Origin of the sequence: Pseudorhodobacter sp. E13 (assembly GCF_003991405.1) — a bacterium.
Lineage (GTDB): Bacteria > Pseudomonadota > Alphaproteobacteria > Rhodobacterales > Rhodobacteraceae > Pseudorhodobacter.
The window spans coordinates 375,684-395,655 of the sequence record NZ_RPEN01000159.1; the positions used below are offsets into that span (position 1 = coordinate 375,684).

20 protein-coding genes are annotated in these 19,972 nt (G+C 61.1%); 6 read left to right on the forward strand and 14 right to left on the reverse strand.

The genetic code is table 11. From position 1 onward, the window contains the following. Positions 1-117 precede the first annotated feature (117 nt). Positions 118-786 carry a hypothetical protein gene (locus EGN72_RS17950; RefSeq protein WP_127050122.1) on the forward strand — a complete coding sequence of 223 codons (669 nt, stop codon included), beginning with the start codon at positions 118-120 and terminating at the stop codon, positions 784-786. Between the two features lie 3 nt (positions 787-789). Beyond that, entirely contained in the window at positions 790-1,680 is an 891-nt protein-coding gene (locus EGN72_RS17955) for a peptidoglycan DD-metalloendopeptidase family protein (protein WP_127050124.1), read from the forward strand. Between the two features lie 100 nt (positions 1,681-1,780). Here EGN72_RS17955 and EGN72_RS17960 read toward each other — a convergent pair whose 3' ends face one another. From EGN72_RS17960 to EGN72_RS17970, 3 genes are all read right to left on the reverse strand, one after another. Next, complete coding sequence (locus EGN72_RS17960; protein WP_127050126.1) at positions 1,781-2,929, reverse strand: exo-alpha-sialidase; 1,149 nt, start codon at positions 2,927-2,929, stop codon at positions 1,781-1,783. Between the two features lie 50 nt (positions 2,930-2,979). Next, the gene (locus EGN72_RS17965) at positions 2,980-3,615 is read right to left on the reverse strand and encodes a TetR/AcrR family transcriptional regulator (protein WP_127050129.1); all 636 of its coding nucleotides are present in this window, start codon (positions 3,613-3,615) and stop codon (positions 2,980-2,982) included. A 64-nt stretch (positions 3,616-3,679) separates the two neighbouring features. Further along, on the reverse strand, positions 3,680-3,868 hold the full coding sequence (locus EGN72_RS17970) for a hypothetical protein (protein ID WP_127050131.1): 189 nt from the start codon (positions 3,866-3,868) through the stop codon (positions 3,680-3,682). 173 nt (positions 3,869-4,041) lie between these two features. On the opposite strand from EGN72_RS17970, the gene mbfA reads away from it, so the two are divergent. Next, the gene (mbfA, locus tag EGN72_RS17975; RefSeq protein WP_127050133.1) at positions 4,042-5,019 is read left to right on the forward strand and encodes an iron exporter MbfA; all 978 of its coding nucleotides are present in this window, start codon (positions 4,042-4,044) and stop codon (positions 5,017-5,019) included. 72 nt (positions 5,020-5,091) lie between these two features. Here the strand turns inward: mbfA and EGN72_RS17980 are convergent, their stop codons facing one another. Further along, a complete protein-coding gene (locus EGN72_RS17980; protein ID WP_127050135.1) occupies positions 5,092-5,913 on the reverse strand; it encodes a TIGR00730 family Rossman fold protein in 822 nt (273 codons plus the stop codon). Positions 5,914-6,072: 159 nt separating this feature from the next. Here EGN72_RS17980 and dapD point away from each other — a divergent pair, with 159 nt between their 5' ends. Next, the gene (gene dapD / locus EGN72_RS17985; protein ID WP_127050137.1) at positions 6,073-6,897 is read left to right on the forward strand and encodes a 2,3,4,5-tetrahydropyridine-2,6-dicarboxylate N-succinyltransferase; all 825 of its coding nucleotides are present in this window, start codon (positions 6,073-6,075) and stop codon (positions 6,895-6,897) included. 145 nt (positions 6,898-7,042) lie between these two features. Then, a complete protein-coding gene (locus EGN72_RS17990) occupies positions 7,043-7,696 on the forward strand; it encodes a thermonuclease family protein (protein ID WP_233587182.1) in 654 nt (217 codons plus the stop codon). 78 nt (positions 7,697-7,774) lie between these two features. Here EGN72_RS17990 and EGN72_RS17995 read toward each other — a convergent pair whose 3' ends face one another. The 10 genes from EGN72_RS17995 to EGN72_RS18040 form a co-directional block, all read right to left on the reverse strand. Next, entirely contained in the window at positions 7,775-8,308 is a 534-nt protein-coding gene (locus EGN72_RS17995; protein WP_158623223.1) for a ricin-type beta-trefoil lectin domain protein, read from the reverse strand. 153 nt (positions 8,309-8,461) lie between these two features. Then, positions 8,462-11,263 carry a DUF2339 domain-containing protein gene (locus tag EGN72_RS18000; protein WP_127050141.1) on the reverse strand — a complete coding sequence of 934 codons (2,802 nt, stop codon included), beginning with the start codon at positions 11,261-11,263 and terminating at the stop codon, positions 8,462-8,464. A 104-nt stretch (positions 11,264-11,367) separates the two neighbouring features. Next, positions 11,368-12,018 carry a DUF1523 family protein gene (locus EGN72_RS18005; RefSeq protein ID WP_127050143.1) on the reverse strand — a complete coding sequence of 217 codons (651 nt, stop codon included), beginning with the start codon at positions 12,016-12,018 and terminating at the stop codon, positions 11,368-11,370. A gap of 13 nt (positions 12,019-12,031) precedes the next feature. Then, complete coding sequence (locus tag EGN72_RS18010; protein WP_127050145.1) at positions 12,032-12,298, reverse strand: hypothetical protein; 267 nt, start codon at positions 12,296-12,298, stop codon at positions 12,032-12,034. After that, on the reverse strand, positions 12,295-13,656 hold the full coding sequence (locus EGN72_RS18015) for a DUF6638 family protein (protein ID WP_127050147.1): 1,362 nt from the start codon (positions 13,654-13,656) through the stop codon (positions 12,295-12,297). Before EGN72_RS18015 ends, EGN72_RS18010 begins: the two co-directional genes overlap by 4 nt. Next, positions 13,653-13,979, reverse strand: a complete 327-nt coding sequence (locus tag EGN72_RS18020) for a hypothetical protein (RefSeq protein WP_127050149.1) — start codon at positions 13,977-13,979, stop codon at positions 13,653-13,655. The genes EGN72_RS18015 and EGN72_RS18020 overlap by 4 nt, the downstream gene beginning before the upstream one ends. Positions 13,980-14,085: 106 nt before the next feature. After that, a complete protein-coding gene (locus EGN72_RS18025) occupies positions 14,086-16,020 on the reverse strand; it encodes an ATP-binding protein (RefSeq protein WP_127050151.1) in 1,935 nt (644 codons plus the stop codon). Positions 16,021-16,035: 15 nt separating this feature from the next. Next, on the reverse strand, positions 16,036-17,151 hold the full coding sequence (locus EGN72_RS18030; RefSeq protein ID WP_127050520.1) for a hypothetical protein: 1,116 nt from the start codon (positions 17,149-17,151) through the stop codon (positions 16,036-16,038). A gap of 5 nt (positions 17,152-17,156) precedes the next feature. Further along, entirely contained in the window at positions 17,157-17,399 is a 243-nt protein-coding gene (locus tag EGN72_RS18035) for a hypothetical protein (RefSeq protein ID WP_127050153.1), read from the reverse strand. Position 17,400: 1 nt separating this feature from the next. Then, the gene (locus tag EGN72_RS18040; protein ID WP_127050155.1) at positions 17,401-18,474 is read right to left on the reverse strand and encodes a hypothetical protein; all 1,074 of its coding nucleotides are present in this window, start codon (positions 18,472-18,474) and stop codon (positions 17,401-17,403) included. Between the two features lie 184 nt (positions 18,475-18,658). Here EGN72_RS18040 and EGN72_RS18045 point away from each other — a divergent pair, with 184 nt between their 5' ends. Further along, the gene (locus EGN72_RS18045; RefSeq protein WP_127050157.1) at positions 18,659-19,939 is read left to right on the forward strand and encodes an acetylornithine deacetylase/succinyl-diaminopimelate desuccinylase family protein; all 1,281 of its coding nucleotides are present in this window, start codon (positions 18,659-18,661) and stop codon (positions 19,937-19,939) included. Positions 19,940-19,972: the final 33 nt, after the last annotated feature.

The window sequence follows — 19,972 nt, forward strand, 5'->3', positions numbered from 1 at the left end:
GCTGGTCCTCCGGGAATTCGCTTGCGCAAAGGGATAAAGGGGCCGCGCGAAAGGGGCAAGACGCGATTGCACGACACACGCCGCCCGCATAGGCTTTGTGCCAAGCAAAGGGGCCAAATGCGCGGGATTACCTCTCTCCATCTGCTGGAACGGCTGGGAAAGACGCGGCTTTCGCGGCATTTCTTCGCACGGGACTTTCTGTATTCCGAGATTGGCAATTTCCACGCAATGCAAAACCTGCCCGAAGATGTCGAGCTGTTCCTTGCGGCGGGCCGCGCGTTCTGCACCGAATTGCTGGACCCGATGGTGGAAACCTTTGGCCCCATTGCCGTGCGATCGGCCTATCGCAGCCCGCAGGTCAACAGGTTCGGCAATGACCATAACCTGAAATGCGCCCGGAACGAGGCGAATTACGCGGGCCATATCTGGGACAGGCGCGACAGCGCGGGGCGGATGGGGGCCTGCGTGTCGGTGGTGGTGCCGTGGTTTGCCGATCAGTATAATCGGGGCCGCGACTGGCGTGACCTAGCCTGGTGGGTGCATGACCATCTGCCCTATCACGAGATGTGGTTTTTCCCCACCAATGCCGCCTTCAACCTGACTTGGCGCGAAGGGCCAGAGCGGGTGATTTCCTCTTATATCGCGCCGCGCGGCAAACTGTTGGCCGCAGGGGCCACGCCTGCGGAACCGCTAGCGGCCCGCCGCGCCCGCTATGCCGATTTTCCGCCGCTGCGCGGTATCGTCTACCCTGCCATTCCGCCCCGCTGGGCCACAGCCAAGGATTAACCCATGCCCGATTACGCCGCCATCGCCGCCCGCCTTTCCGGCCAGCCAGAGCTTTACGCCTTGCTGCATCGCGCCGCCGCCAATGATGGCCCGATAGAGCTTGCGCCCCTGATGGCGGCTTGTGATGCGCGGGTGCGCGCACGCTTGGCCTCGGTCGATCAAGGCTTGCTGCGCGCGATTTTGCGGGCTGGTGCGGGGATGGAGGCGGTAGAGGGGTTTGCCGCGATTCTGGCCCATTTACAGGCCGCAACCCCTGCCCCGATCTTTCGACCCGAAATCATGGCCGGCCCAAGCATCGCCTTGCCAACGGCAGGGCAGCGCGCCGATATGCCTGCCTTTTCCGACCGCGCCTTTGACGCGTGGTTCGCCCAGCAGGGCGTGCCTTACGGCATCGGGCTTTACGGCGAAAACCGCTCGGTCTATGCCAGTGACCAATTTGCCGATATGGCCAGCCATGAACGGCGCACCGTGCATCTGGGGATTGATGTTTTTGCCCCGGCAGGCACCCCGGTATATGCGCCGCTGGCCGGAACGGTGCGGCATCTGACCTATCAATCCGATCCGCTGGATTATGGCAATGTGCTGATACTGGAACATGATGACGGCCCCGCCCCATATTTCACGCTTTATGGCCATCTGGGCGGCAGCTTGCCGGAATTGCTGTCCGAAGGGGCAAGGGTGCAGCCCGGCGACATGATCGCGCATCTGGGCGATTGGCATGAAAACGGCGGCTGGGCCCCGCATCTGCATTTCCAGATCATGACCTCGATGCTGGAACAAAGCAGCGGCAATTTCTTTGGCGTGGGTCATGCCGGGCTGTGGGGTGTCTGGGCGCAAATCTGCCCCGACCCGAATATGATCTTGCGGCTGGATGAGGCGCGGTTCAGGGCCTGAAACGGCAAGCGGCGGTGCCGTTGCGCAGGCCGGGTATAGGTATTTTTGCCAAGATGAAGCCCAAGGCGGTGGCTTTTGCGGTGCAGCGGCGGGCAGGGTTTCAAGCTTCGGCCACGACCTCAACACAAAGCACAGTGGGCAGGTGGCGCGCAATCTCGGCCCAGCTTTCGCCTTCATCCAGGCTGGCAAAGACCGAACCGGAATTTGTGCCGAAATAGAGCCCCGTTGGCGTGGCGGCATCGACCGCCATGGCTTGCCGAAGCACCGTGAAAAAGCAGTTTTCCACCGGCAGCCCCTTGGTTTTCGCCGCCCATGTCGCCCCGGCGTCAGAGGTTTTATACACAGCGGCAGAGGCATTTGGCGGGTAGCGGCCTTGCGTGTCGCCGTTCAGCGGCAAGACCCAAGCGGTGGCCGGGTCGGTCGGATGTGCGGCGATGGGAAAGCCGAAATTGGACGGCAGCCCCGCCGTGATATCCTGCCATGACCGCCCGCCATCGGGGCTGCGAAAGGTGCCGTGGTGGTTTTGCTGATAGATCACCTCGCCCGCCCCGGCTGCGCGGGCCATGTTGTGCACGCAATGGCCAATCTCATGGCCGCAGGGCCCATGATCATGCGCCGCATCAGAGGTATTGTCCAAACGGTTGCGGCGCTCCCATGAGGTGCCGCCATCCTCACTCGCAAAAACGCCCGCCGCCGAAATCGCCACCCACAGCTTGGCCGGGTCTGCGCGGTCGGCAAGGATGGTGTGCAGCGTCAGCCCCGCGCCACCGGGTTGCCAACTGTCACCCGAAGGGTGATCCGACAGGCCCTGCACCCGCGCCCAAGTGATGCCGCGATCCTTGCTGGCAAACAGCGCGGCGGGTTTTGCCCCGGCATAAAGTGTATCCCCCGCAAGGCACAGCGACCACAGCGCCGCGATCTGCCCCTTGAACGGCGCGTCCGGGGCCGGGCCATGCCCGACATAAGCGGCAATCTCGGGATCATTGGCGAGCATTTCGTCAAACTGCCCATTGGCAAGCAAGCTCAGCTCCCATGTCGCGCCGCCATCCTCGGACCGCCAGACGCCTGCGCCGAACATATCATTGCCACCCGCCGCCCAAAGCGTTCCGGTTTCGGGGTCACTGGCGAAATGGTTGATCGGCCACCCGTCACACTGCGGGCCAGACAGCTGCCACTGGCCGCGATCGGGGGCCGCCTGCACCAGAAACGCACCTTTGGTCGTGCCAACCAGAATCCGTGTGCCTGCCATTTTGCCCCCCTGCTGATGCCGGGATGCTAGCAAAGCTTTGACGAATCGTCTTAGGTTTTTTTGTCCGCACCCGTGCAGTATCGCGCCAGAAACATGGCAACCGCGCCATTGATGATCCGGTCTTTCTGGGCTTGCGTGACCTTGCTGGCGATGCCGAACAGCATCTGATTGAACAGATCCGCGCGGCACATTTCGCCGAACAAGTCAGCGGCAAGCGCTTTGTCGTCGATCTGCACCTCGCCCCGCGCTTCGGCCTCTGTCAGATATTCGACCATACGTTCGCGCGCCATCTTCGGGCCGGTTTCGTAAAACTGGCGGCCCAGTTCGGGGAAACGCTCACTTTCCGCGACAACCACGCGGAACATGCGGAGATAAAACTCCGAGGTGAAAAACTCCACCAGCGTCACGGCGGCGATGGTCAGCGCGTGCTTAAGGCTGACCTCCGGGCCGATCTTGCCCTCGGCCTCATTCACCTGACGGCAACATTCGGCCTTTGCCACCTCCAGAAACAGCATGCGTTTGTCGCCGAAATAGCTGTAAAGCGTGGCTTTGGAGACGCCTGCGGTGCGGGCAATGTCATCGACGCTGGCACCTTCAAAGCCCTGCGCCAGAAACACTGTGCGCGCGCCTTCCAGCACATCGTCATATTTGCGGCCCTTCCGGGCGGGCGGTGTGGCTGCGCGCATTGGTTCTCCCCTTAGCGCGCAGCATAGACCAGACGGTTCAGTTCTCGCAAGCCGTCCCCTTGGGTCAGGACCGGGGGCAGCCCTGCGGGGCACCGGGTTGGGTGGCATCCGTGCAGCCTTGGGTTACGGGCGCTGTGATCGGCGCAGCCTCGGGCCATGTCAGGCGCGGCAAATCCGGGATGGATTGGGCGAAGGTCGGGGCGGTGGCCCCAAGCGAAACAGCAATAGCAGCGAGCAGGATACGGGGGGTCATGGGTTTTACCTTTCCAAGCTAAACTAAACTGGTTAGTTCAGTTATAAATGCACTGAGTCGCGCCGATTGGCAAGCAAAAACTGAACTGATCGGTTTAGTTTTTTGCGCGCCTCGGGGGTTGCTCTTTTTTGGCAGCCCTACTAACTTAGAATTATTCTAAACAGGAGGCTTCCATGATCCCCGGCTTTTCCAACCGCCGCCGTTTTTCTGATCTGAGCGAACAGGAAATTCTGGCGCTGGCGATTTCATCGGAAGAGGATGACGCAAGGATCTATCGAAGCTATGCCGAACGGTTGCGGGCGGATTTTCCGGCCTCGGCGGCGGTGTTTGACGGTATGGCCGAAGAAGAGGATGGCCATCGCCAGCGCCTGATTGATCTGCATGTTGCGCGCTTCGGCAAGGTGATCCCCTTGATCCGGCGCGAACATGTGGCCGGGTTTTACGCGCGCCGCCCGGTCTGGTTGACCGAAAACCTCGGGCTGGAGAAAATCCGCGGGGAAGCTGCCGCGATGGAACGCGACGCCCATGATTTCTATCTGCGCGCCGCCGCCCGCACCAGCGATGCCGAAACCCGCAAATTGCTCGGCGATCTGGCGGCGGCAGAGGCCGCGCATGAAAACCACGCCAAGGAACTGGAAGCCGAACATCTGCCCGGCGATACCCGAAGCGAGGAGGACCGCAACGCCCACCGGCAATTCGTGCTGACATGGGTGCAGCCGGGGCTTGCCGGGTTGATGGATGGGTCGGTTTCCACCCTCGCCCCGATTTTCGCGGTGGCCTTTGCCACGCAGGATAACCACACGACTTTGCTGGTCGGCCTTGCAGCAGCCATTGGCGCGGGGATATCAATGGGCTTTACCGAGGCCGCATCCGATGACGGGCAGCTTTCAGGGCGCGGATCCCCGATCAAGCGCGGGATTTCGGCGGGGGTGATGACCACGCTGGGCGGTTTGGGCCATGCCCTGCCCTATCTGATCCCCGATTTCTGGACCGCGACCATCATCGCGATTGCGCTTGTCTTTGTGGAGCTTTGGGCGATTGCGTGGATTCAGAACCGCTATATGGAAACACCTTTCCTGCGCGCGGCATTTCAGGTGGTGCTGGGCGGCGGGCTGGTGCTGGCTGCCGGGATGCTGATCGGCGCGGGCTAGGCCTGGGGCCGAAGGCCGGGGGGCATGCCCCCCCCGGGGATATTTTTGACCAGATGAAAGCTGAAACCGACTTTATATTTTGGTCGGCCAAGCGTCGATGATTGCGATGGCTTCCTCGGCGGTTTCGACGAAGCGGAAAAGCTGGAGATCTTCGGGAGATATGGTGCCGGCTTCGGCCAAGGCGTCCCAGTTGATGATCTTTTGCCAGAAATCCTTGCCGAACAGCAGGAATGGCACGGGTTTCATTCGCCCGGTCTGAATGAGGGTCAGACTTTCGAACATCTCATCCAGCGTGCCGAAACCGCCGGGAAAGACGCAGATCGCAGCGGCGCGCATCAGGAAATGCATCTTGCGGATCGCGAAATAGTGGAAATTGAAGCACAGGTCCGGGGTGACATATTCATTCGGGGCCTGCTCATGCGGCAGCACGATATTCAGGCCGATGCTTTGCCCGCCTGCCTCATGCGCGCCGCGGTTTCCTGCCTCCATCACGCCGGGGCCGCCGCCTGTCACAATCACGTTTTCCCGCCCATAGCTGGCCATGGAACGCTCAGTCATCAGATAGGCGAATTTCTGCGCCTCGGCGTAGTATTTCGTCAACTCGGCAAGGGTCTTGGTGCGGGCTTTGTCTTTTTGCGCGGGTTCGGGAATACGGGCACCGCCGAACAGCACGATCGTGCTGTCGATGCCGCGTTCATCCATCACCAGTTGGGGTTTCAGCAATTCCAGTTGCAGACGCACGGGGCGCAGCTCTTCGCGGCACATGAACTCATTATCGGTGAATGCAAGCCGGTAAGCCGGGGCGCGGGTTTGCGGCGTGTCGGGAATATCGCGCGCGGCTTTCACGTCTTGCTGGCTGTCACGGAACGGGTGCTTGCGGGTGTCGTCTTTCATCGGGAACCACTTTCAACGGGCTATTCAAGGACGCACAGGCTAGCGGGCTTTGCCCCCCAAGGAAAGCCATGCGAGGCATTGGGTTGTTGCGCAAAGCCTGCCGCGCCGTTAAACCCGGCGGGAACTTCATTCCAGGACCCTCAGCCAAGGATAGACGCCATGAGCAATGCCGCATTGGAAGCCGCAATCGAAGCCGCATGGGAGGCCCGCGACGGGATCAGCCCCGCCACCAAGGGTGAGACCCGCGACGCGATCGAGGCCACTTTGACCGCGCTGGACAGCGGCAGCCTGCGGGTGGCCGAAAAGCGCGGGGCGGATTGGCATGTCAATCAATGGGCCAAAAAGGCCGTGCTGCTGTCGTTCCGGCTGACCGATATGTATGAAATCTCGGGCTCTAACGGGGGGACGAACTGGTGGGACAAGGTTCCGTCAAAGTTTCAGGGCTGGACCGAGGCCGATTGGCGCAAGGCAGGCTTTCGCGCGGTTCCGGGCAGCATTGTGCGGCGGTCGGCCTATATCGCGCCGGGCGTGGTCTTGATGCCGTCTTTCGTCAATATCGGCGCCTATGTCGACGAAGGCTCGATGGTGGATGGCTGGGCCACAGTTGGGTCATGCGCGCAGATCGGCAAGAATGTGCATCTGTCGGGCGGGGTCGGCATTGGCGGCGTGCTGGAGCCGATGCAGGCCGGGCCGACGATCATCGAGGATAACTGCTTTATCGGCGCACGGTCCGAGGTGGTCGAGGGCTGTATCGTCCGCGAAGGCTCGGTTCTGGGGATGGGTGTTTTCATCGGCCAGTCCACGAAAATCGTGGACCGCGAAACCGGCGCGGTCATGTATGGCGAGGTTCCGGCCGGGTCGGTTGTGGTGGCGGGGTCGATGCCGTCGAAGAACGGGATCAACCTCTATTGCGCGGTAATCGTGAAGAAGGTGGATGCGAAAACGCGGTCCAAAACCTCGATCAACGAGTTGCTGCGCGATTGAGTGCGAAACCGCCCTTGGAATCGCGCGCGATTCCAAGGGCAATATCTTGATTTTATGAAATTTTCGATTTTAAATTAACGCATTGTTCATACTTTGCGCGACTTCGACCTCGGTGCGGATACGCGTTTTCCCTATGAGGTTTGCAATGGAAGTTTTGGCCGTTGGACTTGTTTTAGGAGTCTGGGTTTTTCGCTTCGTATATCGCGCGGCGCGGAGAACGGGCCGCCACATTGAGCGACGATCCAGAATGCAACGGCGCGTCAGGCCGGACAGCGATAGCCCCATCAACACAAGCTTTGCGATACCCAGAAAAGCAGACAGCGCGGCCCCCGACCCTTTTGACGCCCGTGGCGCGGTGGCACTACCGGAAAACCCAATCCTGTCCGGCCCTGCCTATATCATTGATGGCGACAGCTTGGTCATTCAGAGAACCCAGATCCGGTTGTTCGGGGTGGATGCTCCGGAGATGAACCACCCACTCGGAACCCAAGCCAAATGGGCATTGATCAAACTATGCAAAGGTCACAGCGTCAGCGCAAAAGTCTTGGCCATTGACACCCATGGCCGCACGGTCGCGCTTTGCACTTTGCCCGATGGCCGCGACCTTTCCGCAGAAATGGTAAAGGCCGGGCTGGCGCTTGATTGGGCCAAGTTTTCTGGCGGCATCTACCGCAATCTGGAAACGCCCGATGCTCGCCGCAAGCTGTGGCTGGCCGATGCGCGGCAAAAAGGCCGCATGTATGTTTGGGCGCAGTTTGATGCGAAACAGGCCGCCAAGCAGAGGCAGGACCAACCTTAACCCGCTGGGTCGCCTGCCGCGCCCCAATCCCCGTAATCCCAATGCGCGGTCTTATAGCAGCGCAGCCATGCGACGGCCTCACGATGCGGTGCGGGTGCTCCATGTCTGATAGGCGGCTTTGCTGGCGTCGCAGGGTTCCAGTGTCAGGGCCTTGATCTGGTTCGCATCGCTGCGACCGCTGCGCGTGTCCTCTGCCACGGTAAGGCACATATCGGGCGCAGAGGCCGGAGTTATCGTGCCATTGCCGGAAAACACAAAGCCTTGTGCCGCGCTGCCATCACACGCGGCAAGATCAATCGTGCTACCCGTCTCTGACGACAGCGCCAGAGCGCAAACATCAAATTCCGGCATGTAAAGCTGGCCATCAGCAAATTTTGTGCTGTCGAATATCTGATCCACCATCAATTCGCCCAAGGGGCTGTAGCAGGTGTGGCCTTGCAAACCGTCATCGGGATTGGCCTGCGCCCCCTGTGCGCGGGCAATATCAAGGCAATAGCCGTTCTGCGTATTGTCCAACATATCTGTCAGGTAAATCTCAACCGGCTCTGCCATCGCGGTGCCAGCAATGAGCACTGCGCCGAAAAGGGTGGCGAGGGTGCAGCGTGAAAACATGGGGATATCCTTTATGACGTATTTGCTTCGTTTGCTTGCGCAGTGATGCTTGGCTTTAAGGCTTGCAAGTCCAACTGCCTTTGACATTGCCCGTCAAACGCCCGCCGCCCGCCTTTCCGTCGCAGATGCGCAGCGATTGACGCATGAACGGACCTATTGTGGCGGGTTTACGGGTGGGTGCCCCGATCTTCCTGATCCCCCCGCCTCCCCCCGATCCCATTGCGCGGTCATTTTGCGGTTCAGCCACGCCAATGCCACCAGCGACAGGCCCAGCCCCATGAAGGACATCACGCGGATCAGGCCCGACAGGCCCGACATATCGACAAGGAACACCTTGGCCACCGTCAGCGCCACGCCTGCCATCGCGATTTTGCGCAGGATGTCCGAGCGGCGCGCGAAGGCAAAGACCAGCAGCGCCACCGAGGCGATCAGCATCGCGATGGTGTAGTTGTAAAGCTCCGGGTCAGAGAAACCGGGCACCGAAAGGTCGCGGCCACGCCAGAGCCTGCGGATTTCGGTGCCGATATACATCGCCCCCAGAAAGGCTGCGACCACCGTAAAGCCAAGGCGCGGCAGGCGGCCAAAATGGCGGATTTTCCACGCGCCCACGGCAAACACCGCCGCAAGCGGCAGATAGGCCAGCAAAAGGCTGTCAAACACCGGCGGGCCAACCACCAGCCCGCCATAGGCAAAGGGGCTGAGCGCGGTAAACAAGGCGATCATGGTGCCAAGCGCTGTGAGCGTATAAAGCGCCGTCAGCAACCCGCGCAGCACGGTGCTGAACCGCCCGCCGCCTTGCATCCGGTAAAGCTGGTTCAGCGCGAGGGCGACCCATATGGTCGACAAAAGGCCCATCATCCAATGGGTATCCACATCGCTTTGCCCGACCGCGCGGATCATGCTGACGGCAAGGAAGATGCCAAAGATCGTCCAGCAGGCGCTTTCCAGCACCAGCGCGGTTTTCAGCCGTTGCCCGCGTGACAGCCACCATGCGGCCCCCAGCAGGGCAAGCGTGGCGAGAAAGGCAAAGGCGACCTCGGGGTAAGGCACAAGGTTGGCGGGGCCGTTCCAGCCGATATCCAGCGCCCAAGGCAGGCCGGGCCAGACCACCAGCCGGAAGGTGATGATGGCCACGGCGATCTGGATGAACCATGTCAGGGGCGGCAACGGCGTGCGCCTGTCCAGATAGGCGGTGCCCAGCACCATGACCGACAGCGCCACCGTCAAGGCGGCTTTGGTCAGCACAAGGAAAACCGCCAGCGTGATCAGCGTCAGCGCGCCCACGGCGAAAAGCCCGGTGCGCAGGGCGCGGCCGTCGTCCGTGGCGGTGGCCGCGCGGGTGGCCAGCAACACCATCAGCGCGGCCATAGCGATGGCGGCCAGCGCCCAAGGATAGTCGCCCAGCACCGCGCCGGGGCCCCACATGAATTCAAGGATCAGCAAGGTAGCGGGGGCGAAAATGGTGGAACACAGCGCCCAATAGGCCGGGGCCAGCGGGGCCGAGGGTTCGCCCTGCAACGCCCAGTTCATCCGCGCGAACATCAGCACGCTGCCCAGCGCGCCAAGGCCCGACAGCACCCAGATCGTCATCGGAAGGGCGGGGGCTGGCCCATCGGTGACAGGCAGTGCCGCATTCTGAAACGCGCGATACAGCGGGCCGTAGCCAAGGCTTTCAAAGGCCAGCAGCAAAAGGATAGCGATGCCGGGGATCAGCGCGTGATCGTAAAGCGCGGGGGCCTGTCGCGCCCAGACAACCGTGGCGGCCAACAGGAGGGTCAGCGCAAGGATGGCAAGCCAGACGGTATCGGGCGTGGTGGCATCCTGCATCACCAGAACCGCCGCAAGCGTGGCCGCGAAGGTGGTGCCAAGCGTCAGCCGGGTGGGGAACTCGGGGCGCAGCTTGCCCCGGCTCCAGATCGCGTCCAGCAGCGAGGCACCGGATTGCCGCGGGATCAGCCCGCGCTCGGGGATGGTGAAGGCGCCGAAAGCGATGATCAGCGTGGCGGCAAGGAAATGCAGGTCCGCCCCTTTGGCTGCATAAAGCACCGCATTGCCGCCCAAGGTCGCCAGCAAGCCCAGCGCGGAAATCCACGCCCAACGCTTGATGGTATCAACGCCCAAAGCGGTCAGCGCGATCAGGGCCAGATAGTAATGCACCATCCAGGAATTATTGGAGCTGCTGCCCACCACGAAGGGGGCCAGCGTGGCACCCAATATCCCCACCGCCGCCAGCACCGGGCCAGAGAACCAGCCCAGCACCAAGGACACGACCGACACGCCCGCAAGCCCGATCAGCGTGGTCAGCGGCCCGATCAGATCATAAAGCGCGCGGGCGGAAAAGACGGCGACATAAAGCACGATGATCCCGGCCCCCGACAGGGTAGAGGGCAGGTGCCGCGTGGCCCCCACGGCGTCGCCATCCTCCACCTCATCGCCGCCTTTGCGCCGGATATATTCGCCGCCACCGATAAGGGCCGCACCAAAGGCCAGCGCCCCCATGACGCGCCAGAACGGCGTGATCAGACCGTTTTCAATGCCATATTGCACCATAAACACCCCCGCCAAAGCGAGAGAGGCCGCCGCAATCGCCAGCACCCAGTTTTCGCGCAACCACGCCGACAGCTTGTCAACCAGATCGGCCTTGAACACAAAGGCGGCAGGGGTTTCCGGCTCTGGCTCCGGCTGCGGCTCTGGCACGACAGCGGCGGGCTTTGGGGCCCAAGGTTGCAGCGGTTCTTGCGTTTGCGCCGGGGTCTCCGTTGCCGCGCTCGCGGGCCGGGGTGCGGTGGTTTGCGGCCTTGCCTCAGGGGCCCGTGCCCCGCGCATCACCAAAGCCTCCAGATCCCGCACCTTGGCTTTCAGCCCCAGATGCGAAATCAGCAGGAAGGGCACCGCCAGCACGCTGAACACCGCAACCAGACCAAGCAATATCGCCAGTGCTTCCAGCCCATCCATGCCCATACCCCTTATCTGCCTGCGGCGTCACCCGCCCCTTGGCCCAAGGCTACTGCCAAACGCCCAAAATCCGCAACGCAAACGCGCGGCCCCCAAAAGGGCCTTTAGCGGCGCGGCTTGCCTGTCCATGTCGCCAGCCACGCCTTGAACCGCGCCCAAAGCCCATCGGCGCGGGCGTCCACCTCGTCAATCGTGTCGCCAATGCTTTCCAGCGCCGGGTCAATCGTGCGCTCGCGGAACTGCGCCCACATCCGCCACAGCAGCAGCAAAACGCCCCCCAACACCACAAAGAAGATCACATTGAACCACGGGAAGATGCTGGCATCCGGCCCCTCTACCGGGCGCATGCTGATCGCATTGGGGAAAATCGTCAGAAACTCATTGCGCCAACCGTAATGAGTGATCGCGACCCAGCGCGGGTTGTCGACGCTGGACACCATGCCCTGCGCCTCGGCTTGCAGGTTGGAACTGTCCAGCTTGAAATAGGGCGGCCAGCCCCAGCCGGTATCTTCATTGCGATACACCATCGGCTTGCCATCGGCGCGGAAGGTCTGAATGAAAAACACATCGCGGTTCTTGTCCACCGCCGTGCCGACATCAGGGCTGGCCCAGAAAAACGAATTCTCGCCAAAATCAATGCGCCGGTTTTCCGTGCCCACCACCCGCGCGATATCGGTTTGCGGCAAGGTGTAGTGAAAGAACGAAAACAGCAGCAAAGCGATGAGGCTAAGGAAGGTCCATTTTACATAGCGCATGGGCGGCCCCTTTTCAGGCGAAGTTCAAAAGATACACAGCCGCTATCACGGCGATGGTCGGGATAACATAGACAAGCCAGATGAGTTTCTTGCGCAGCCCCTTTTCATATTGCGCCATGCCCGCCGCGATATAGTCCTCACGCTCCCCCGGGCCTTGGGCGGCATCCCATTCCTTCTCCAGCTCCTCCCGCTGGGTGGACCGGGAATAGATGCTGACCAGAACATAAAGCACGGTCAGCCCGATCAGGCCAAAGACGGCAAGACGCATGAAACCGATCATCGCTGGGCCTTTCGCACGGCACCCCATGGGCCGACAAGGTCAACCATCTTGGGGGCGGGTTTGGGTTCTGGCCGCTCTGCCTCATCCATGCCGGGTTCGGCACCGAACAAGGCCGCGCGCGCGCCTGCCTTATCCACCTGATACTCCCGTTCCAGAAAATCGGCAACATAGCCGCGCTTGCGGTCCGACCAGCGGGCATAGCTGGCGTAGAACAATTCCTTATGCGTGATGAACATCTGCCGCACATCCAAAGGCGCAAGCTGGCTCAGCAGCATGTTCACCAGATCGCGGTCCGCATGCGGGCGCGCGCGCAGCGTATAGAAATAGGCCGGATGTTCCGACGTGATGCGCGGCCAGTCGCCGCCACCTTCGACCCAGGTCAGCAAGCGCGCAAGGCCAAGGAATTCATCCGGCAGGCTGGCCCCCAACCGCTGCGCGATCTTGCGCAGATCGTTGCGGGTGGCCGCGCCCAGATCAAGGTTCAGCGCATCCGCCGCCTCGACCAGAATGAAATCCATCTTTTGCCGCAACACCGCCGCACTATCCATGCCGCGCGCCTTGACGATGGGTTCCACCAGCCCGTTCCGCTCCATCCAATCCGCGATATGGTTGCGGTTGGTCAGGTCCATCACCTCGATCTTCGGCAAACTGCCGAGAGAGGCTTTGGGCATGACCGAAATCACCGCCGGCACCTTCACATCCCGAAACACATACAGCCCGCCGAAATGCGAGGTCCAGAAATTCGCCTGTTCAAAGGTCATCTTTGGCAAGGCAATCGGCACCCGCGTCACATCACCGGTTTTCTTGGCCAAACCGATCATCTCGGCGATCAGAACATCATCGCGCCAGCCCTTTGGGTCGCGGCGAAACTGGTCGATCTTTTGCGCCAGCTTGCCTGCATCGGCCACATGGCCCCCGATCGTATCCGCCTCGATGGTGATCCGGCGAATGTCCAGCAGCCGCGCGGGGTTGGACACTTCATAAACGCTGTTGAACAATTCCCCCGCCACGGCATCCCGCGCGGTCAGCGCAAACAGTTGCGCCTCATTCGCCTCGATAAATTGCCGCAAAATCCCGCGAGAGGTGGAAAAGGTGACATTCAGCAAAGGCGCGGTTTTCTGCGCCGTGGTCAGCAAGATGAACTGCCGGTTGCAGCCATTGGGGTTAAGGTAACGATCATCGCCCAATTCATCCCCGATCTCTGGGGAATAGCCGGAAATATCAATGTGAAAATCGGTAAGCGCGGTGCGCTTGCCCGCCAGATGCTCCAACGCGCGGTTATAGCGTTCGATCAACGCGGGCGAGGACACCTCGACCAGATTGCCGAACATCAGACCTTTCTGGATCAGCCGTTTCATGGCATGTCCTTCGGCTTGGTCGCCATCACACTCTCCGCCCGACGACTGAACAGAACCAGATAGACAGGCAACCAGAACACCGCCGAAAATCCGGCCAGCGCCAGCGATTCCCAAAACCGCGACTTGATCTCTGTCAGATGGTCGGGGTTAACGATGAACAACAGCGCCACCGCCGTAAACCCGATCAGAAAAATCCCCTTCATCCGCGCATGCGCCGGCCCGCGCGAAAACAGACTGGCGGGGCGGGTGACAAAAGGCACAATAACAAAGGCGACATAAAGGAAAGCCAAGATCACAATGGCCGCAACAATCAGATAGGTCATCCAACCACCCCGCAAATGTGAAACCGCGTCCCGCTTTCTTTTCGGCACAAATATCCTCGGGGGGTGCGGGGGGCAGACAGCCCCCCGCCGCTGGTCCAAATACCCATCATTTCCCCTCCAGATAGCGCCGCTTGGCTTCTTCCTGCCGGCCAAAATCGCGGACCATGTTGGAAATCGCGACCTCATCCGATTTATCGGCATAGCGGAACTCACTATCCGCATAGCGGTTGATTTCCTGTATCACCATCTCCACCGTGATCTTCTGCGTCATGCCCCGGATCATCGCCAGCTTCTCGTCATAGGGTTTGAACAGGAACAAATCCGGCTGTTCCATCCATTCATCCGGCAGCTCAAAATCCATCGCCCGCACTTTCACAGCATCGGTGATGTTCTTGATCGCGCGGCCGGTAAAGCGGGGGTCGGCCTCTTGGATCGCCTTCAGATAGGTCCCGAGTTTGGCAATGGTGTCCAGCTTGCCGATATCGCGGCCCACTTGGTCCCAGACGCGCAGCAAGCCGTCCTCATGCGGGCGGGAATGGCCTTCAAAACTGGCGGCAACGGCGCGTTTCATTTCCTGCGCGGCGAACAGCTCATGCGCGCCCACCGGGATCTCATGGTTCTTGCCCATCAGCAACGCAAGGATATCAATGTAATCCTCGCGGGTTTGCGGGCCGTCGACCAGAAACCGCGCCCCAGACCGTTGGCGCAAGGCGTCATCCACATTCTCGGGATAGTTGGAAAACATCCCGAAGGTGCAATTGCCACGCACCACCGTATTGGCCCCGGCAAAGGCCTCCATGAAAACCGCCGTCACCTCTTGCTGCCCCGCGCTGGACTGTTTGTCCCCGCGTTTCCCTGCGATCTGGTCGATGTCATCAATCGTGCCGAACCCGATCACGCCGGGGTCCAGCACATTGTTGATAAAGGCCTTGGCGTTTTGCCCCGATTTGCCCTGATAGCTGTCGATCTGATCAATCGAGAAGTTCTGATAGCGGAACGGATAGCCCGCCACCTTGCAGTAATCATTCAACAATCCCGCCATCATCTGGATCAGCGTGGTTTTCCCCGTCCCCGGCGCGCCATCCCCCATGAAGGTAAAGATGAACCCGCCCATCTCGGCAAAAGGGTTCAGCTTGCGGTCAAAATCATAGGCCATCAGCATCTTGGCCAAACGCAGGCTTTGGTATTTGGCGATATGGTTGCCGACAACCTCATTCGGCTTTTTGAAGGTCATCGTCAGGGCGGTGCCCTTGGCGGCCAGCGCGGGTTTGAACCCGGCAATCGTCAGCTTGTCCGCCTCCACCCGCCAGCTTGCAGCGGTAAAGCCGCTGATACGGGGGGCCTCTTGCCCGCGCAAGGCAACCTTGGCCATAAGCTGCTCGGCATAGGCCAACACGGTGGCGACCAGCGTTGCGTCATCTTGCGCATGGGCGGCGATAGCTTGGTCCAGCTCCCACAGCGCGCCATGCAGGGCGAGGGGGGCGTTATCGGTCAGCACTTCTTCGACGGGGCCAATCTCGGCGGTGCGTTCGCTGGCATGCGGGGCCAACAGGAATGCGGTGGCATTGCCGAAAGTGTAAAGCACGGCCAGCGCCTCGGCGGCCAGAAGCTCGGTAAACTCGGGCTTGCGATCAGCGGGCAGGCGCCCTTCAAGATTGGCTTTCTTCAACTCCACCAGCGGGGTCTGGCGGGCATATTCCTGCCCCACGGCCAGTGCGATGGACAACGCGCGGCGCAGGGCCTGCCCCACGGTCGCCTGAAGCGGCGAGGTCAGCGGGTCGTCATCATCCTGTTCCGCGATCCGCTCCAGCAGCCGCACCCCGTCTGCCCGCGCGGTAGAGCGTGTCACCAACCCCGGCGTGGTGGACCGAAAGCGCCGCCCCGTGGCCGCCACCCCCGGTGATCTTTCGGCCACGACAGGGGCATGGCGCGCGGTGCCGATGCGCGGCGTATGGTCCACACCCATCAACATCTCGGTCGCGGCCAGATAATGCGATCGGATATCGTCTTCGCGCAGTTCCATCGTGTCACGGGTCGTCATGTCAAATTCCTAACGTCAACGCTGCGGCAGCACGCGGCCACCCGCGCCCACCACGAATTTACGAACATCGGCAAAGCCTGCGGGGCGCTTTTCCGCCAGCGCCTGAAACGGGCGTTCCGGCATGATCAGCATCCGCTCCATGCTGGTCGCGCCAATATCGGCAAGGGTTTTGCCGACAAAGGGGCTGGAGGCAAAAATCTGCCGTTCGGAGGAGGAGAACCAACCGGTTTTCACGGTTTCCTCGCGCTCGGCGCGCAAATCCTCGACCGTCCAGACCAGCGCCCAATCCTGCCCCGGTTCAGGGCGGGCTGCGGCCAACACCTCGGAAATCGGGCCGGTTTGCAGCGTGAAACTGCTGGAATACATCGGCCCCAGATGGATGCGGCGCAGGCGTTTGGGGTGCAGATCGTCGAAATCGGTGTCGAACCCCTTGGCAATCGTCACCAGTTTCAACCCGTTCAGCGATTGCGCCATCAGATGCGCCTGCACCTGCGGCCAGCGCCGGTTGTCCTTGGGCAAGGGGGTTCTGCCGCTGTCCTCAAGGTTCAGCATATAGATCACGGGCAGATTGGTTTGCGTGTCATACACCGCCCAATGCACGAGCCATGACTTCCGCTCCCGCGTTTCGCCCAGCCATTGCACATCGGCATCATTGCGCGCCCAGAATTGCTGCCCATTGCGCAGGCTTTCATAGTAAAGCCGCTGCGACAGGGTGAATTGCAGTCTGGTCGGGATCGCCAACTCCCCGACGATCTGGCGGATCATCGCATCCTTGATCTCGGTTTCCGAGGGCAATTGCGCCAGATGCCTGTCGGCCTGCTGCGCATCATTGGCCATGACCAGCAATTCCTGCGCGATGGGAAAGCCGGATTCGTGCCGATCAAAGGTCAGCTTGCCGGGCAAAGGGCCATCCACCCGGCCCGTCATCAGGTATTTATACCCCAAAGACTGAAACGTCAGGTTGAGCCGCTGGACATAAGCCCCGATCACCCGCGCTTCCAGCTTGGTCAGATGGCCTTCGCTTTCCAGTTCCGCCGCAACACGGCCCAGATGCCCGGTGATCTTGTCAAACTTGTCGAAATAGCGCCGGACAACAGCGGTATCATACAGCTCTGCATGGTCATCGGTCAGCGTGTTCACTGCTCATCTTTCCTTTTGCGCCGCAGATACACACCCGCAGCGCTGATCGCCACAAAAACCGCGACAAAGCCCAACTGCCCCGGATTGGGCGCCACCGCAAAGCCATCGGTGGCCGCGCCAAGATAAAGCGCGGCCAGAATCGCCATGACCACGGCCCAGACCGACCAGCGATCCCCCTCGCCAAAGAACATGATGTAAATCACGTTCAGCGCGCGCAGCGTGGCCTGCCACAGCCGCATATCAGCCGCCGTATTGGTTCTTGTCGTGTTTCTCGACAATCGCGGCAAAGCGGCGGGCAAAGCGTTCATCCGCCTTGGCCTTGGCCTCCAGCACCTTGCGGGCGTAAACCATATGATCCTCATGCGCTTCCATCATGTCGGCCATACGGTTGTTGGTGGCGGTGCCAATGGCGGCCATGGCGGCCTGTGCCTCTTGGTCGGTTTTCACCCCGATTTCATTGATGCGATGCGCCACATCCTGCTGCTGCGCGGTTTTCAAGCTGGAGGTCAGCGCATCATACAGCACCACTCGCTGCTTGGTATCGGTTTGCAGCTTGTTGATCAGAACCATCTGGGTGGCGGCTTGGTTTTGCAAGCTGTCCATCCAGGTTTTACCCTTTTCGATATAGCGTTCCAGCGTCTGCGATTTTGCCAGATCAACCTGCTCTTGCTGCACCAGTGCGTTATAGCGGGTGTTCAACTCGGCCAATTCGCTTTCCAGCTTGGTGCGCTTGGCGGCGTCCTGTTCGACGCTGATCTTGTTTTCCAATTCGATGATCTTGGGGTCCATCCCCGCAATCTCGGCCCGCACCGCTTCCAGCGCGCCCACGGTGGCCTCGCGCTCTTCCAGCGTTGCGCTCAGGTTGCTTTCCACGCTGTCTTTTTGGGTGTTCAGCATATCCAACTGGCCCTGCAACAGCTTGACGATGATATCGGATTTGCCGATCAGATCCTGCAACTTGTCGTCGATGGAGGCCGAGCGCATCCGCTCCTGCCGCATGGATTCCGCCTTGGCGTTGGAGAAGATGCCGATAAAGCTTTCCATCCCGGTCTTGTTGCGCATTTCATCAAAATCGCGGCTGAAGCCTGCGGTCACATCATCCAGACCCATGATCAGATCGGCGATATTGGCATTCATCAGGTCGGTATGCTTATGCACATCGTCCAACGTGGCGTTTTCCACGTCAATCGCCGCTTCGCCCGCTTCGATCTTGGCCCGCGCGGTTTCAATCCTGCTGGTAATCTCAGAGATTTTGGCCTGCGCCTTTGCCACTTGATCCTGACTTTCGCGGATCTTGCTGTCGAAATCTGCCATATCGGCCTCCGATGTAAATACATGTAACATATGGGTGAGGGCGCAGGATCATTCCAGCCCCCGGCGCGAAATAATGTCGCAGACGGGGGTGCCCTCGGTCGCAGCCAAATTGCGACACGGGGGCGGGAATTGCAATTCTTTTGCGTTCTTGCAGGCCGGGGAAATGCGCGGCTAAACTGAGGCCATGCAAACCGAACCGCGCCTGATGCAGGAAATTGACCAACGCCGCAGCGATCTGGTGGCGCTGACGCAAGGCTTGATCCGTATTCCCACGCTGAACCCGCCGGGGCAGCAGTATCGCGAGATTTGCGACTACCTTGGCGCGCGGCTGGAACGCAGCGGCTTTGCGGTGGAACTGCTGCGCGCCCATGGCAGCCCCGGTGACAGCGACCGCTTTCCGCGTTGGAACATGGTGGCGCGGCGCAACGGTGCCCGGCCCGGTGATTGCGTGCATTTCAACAGCCATCATGACGTGGTCGAAGTGGGCCACGGCTGGACCCGTGACCCCTTTGGCGGCGCTATGGAAGGCGACCGCATCTATGGCCGTGGGGCCTGCGATATGAAAGGCGGGCTTGCCGCCAGCGTGATCGCGGCAGAGGCCTTCATTGCCGCCTATCCCGACCATGCCGGGGCCATCGAAATCTCGGCCACGGCGGATGAGGAGTCTGGCGGCTTCGGCGGCGTGGCATGGCTGGCCGAACGTGGCTATTTCAACCCCGAACGCGTGCAACATGTCATCATCCCCGAACCCTTGCACAAGGATCGCATCTGCCTTGGCCATCGTGGCGTCTGGTGGGCCGAGGTGGAAACCCATGGCCGCATCGCCCATGGCTCCATGCCCTTTCTGGGCGACAGCGCGATCCGCCACATGGGCGCCGTGCTGGCCGAGATCGAGGAACGGCTTTACCCGCTGCTGGCCACCAAACGCACCCAGATGCCCGTGGTCCCCGAAGGGGCAAAGCAATCCACGCTGAACATCAACTCCATCCACGGCGGCGAGGCGGAACCGGAACCCGGCTCCACCGCCCTGCCCGCGCCCTGCGTGGCCGATCGCTGCCGCATCATCCTCGACCGCCGCTTCCTGATCGAAGAAGACATCGCGCAGGTGAAACAGGAAATCACCGATGTGCTGGACCGCGTCAAAGCCCGGCGCCCCGGCTTTTCCTATGACATCCGCGACCTGTTCGAGGTGCAACCCACCATGGCCAGCCCCGACGCGCCTATCGTCCGCTCCACCGCAGCGGCCATCGAACGTGTGCTTGCCAAAACCGCCGATTATGTCGTCTCTCCCGGCACCTATGACCAGAAACATATCGACCGTATCGGGCGGCTGAAAAACTGCATCGCCTATGGCCCCGGCCTGCTGCATCTGGCCCATCAGCCGGATGAATGGGTGGGGATTCAGGATATGCAGGACAGCGCAAAGGTCATGGCCCTCGTGCTGGCCGACCTGCTCAGCGCCTGATTTCATCTTGGCAAAAATACCTGCGCCGCAGGC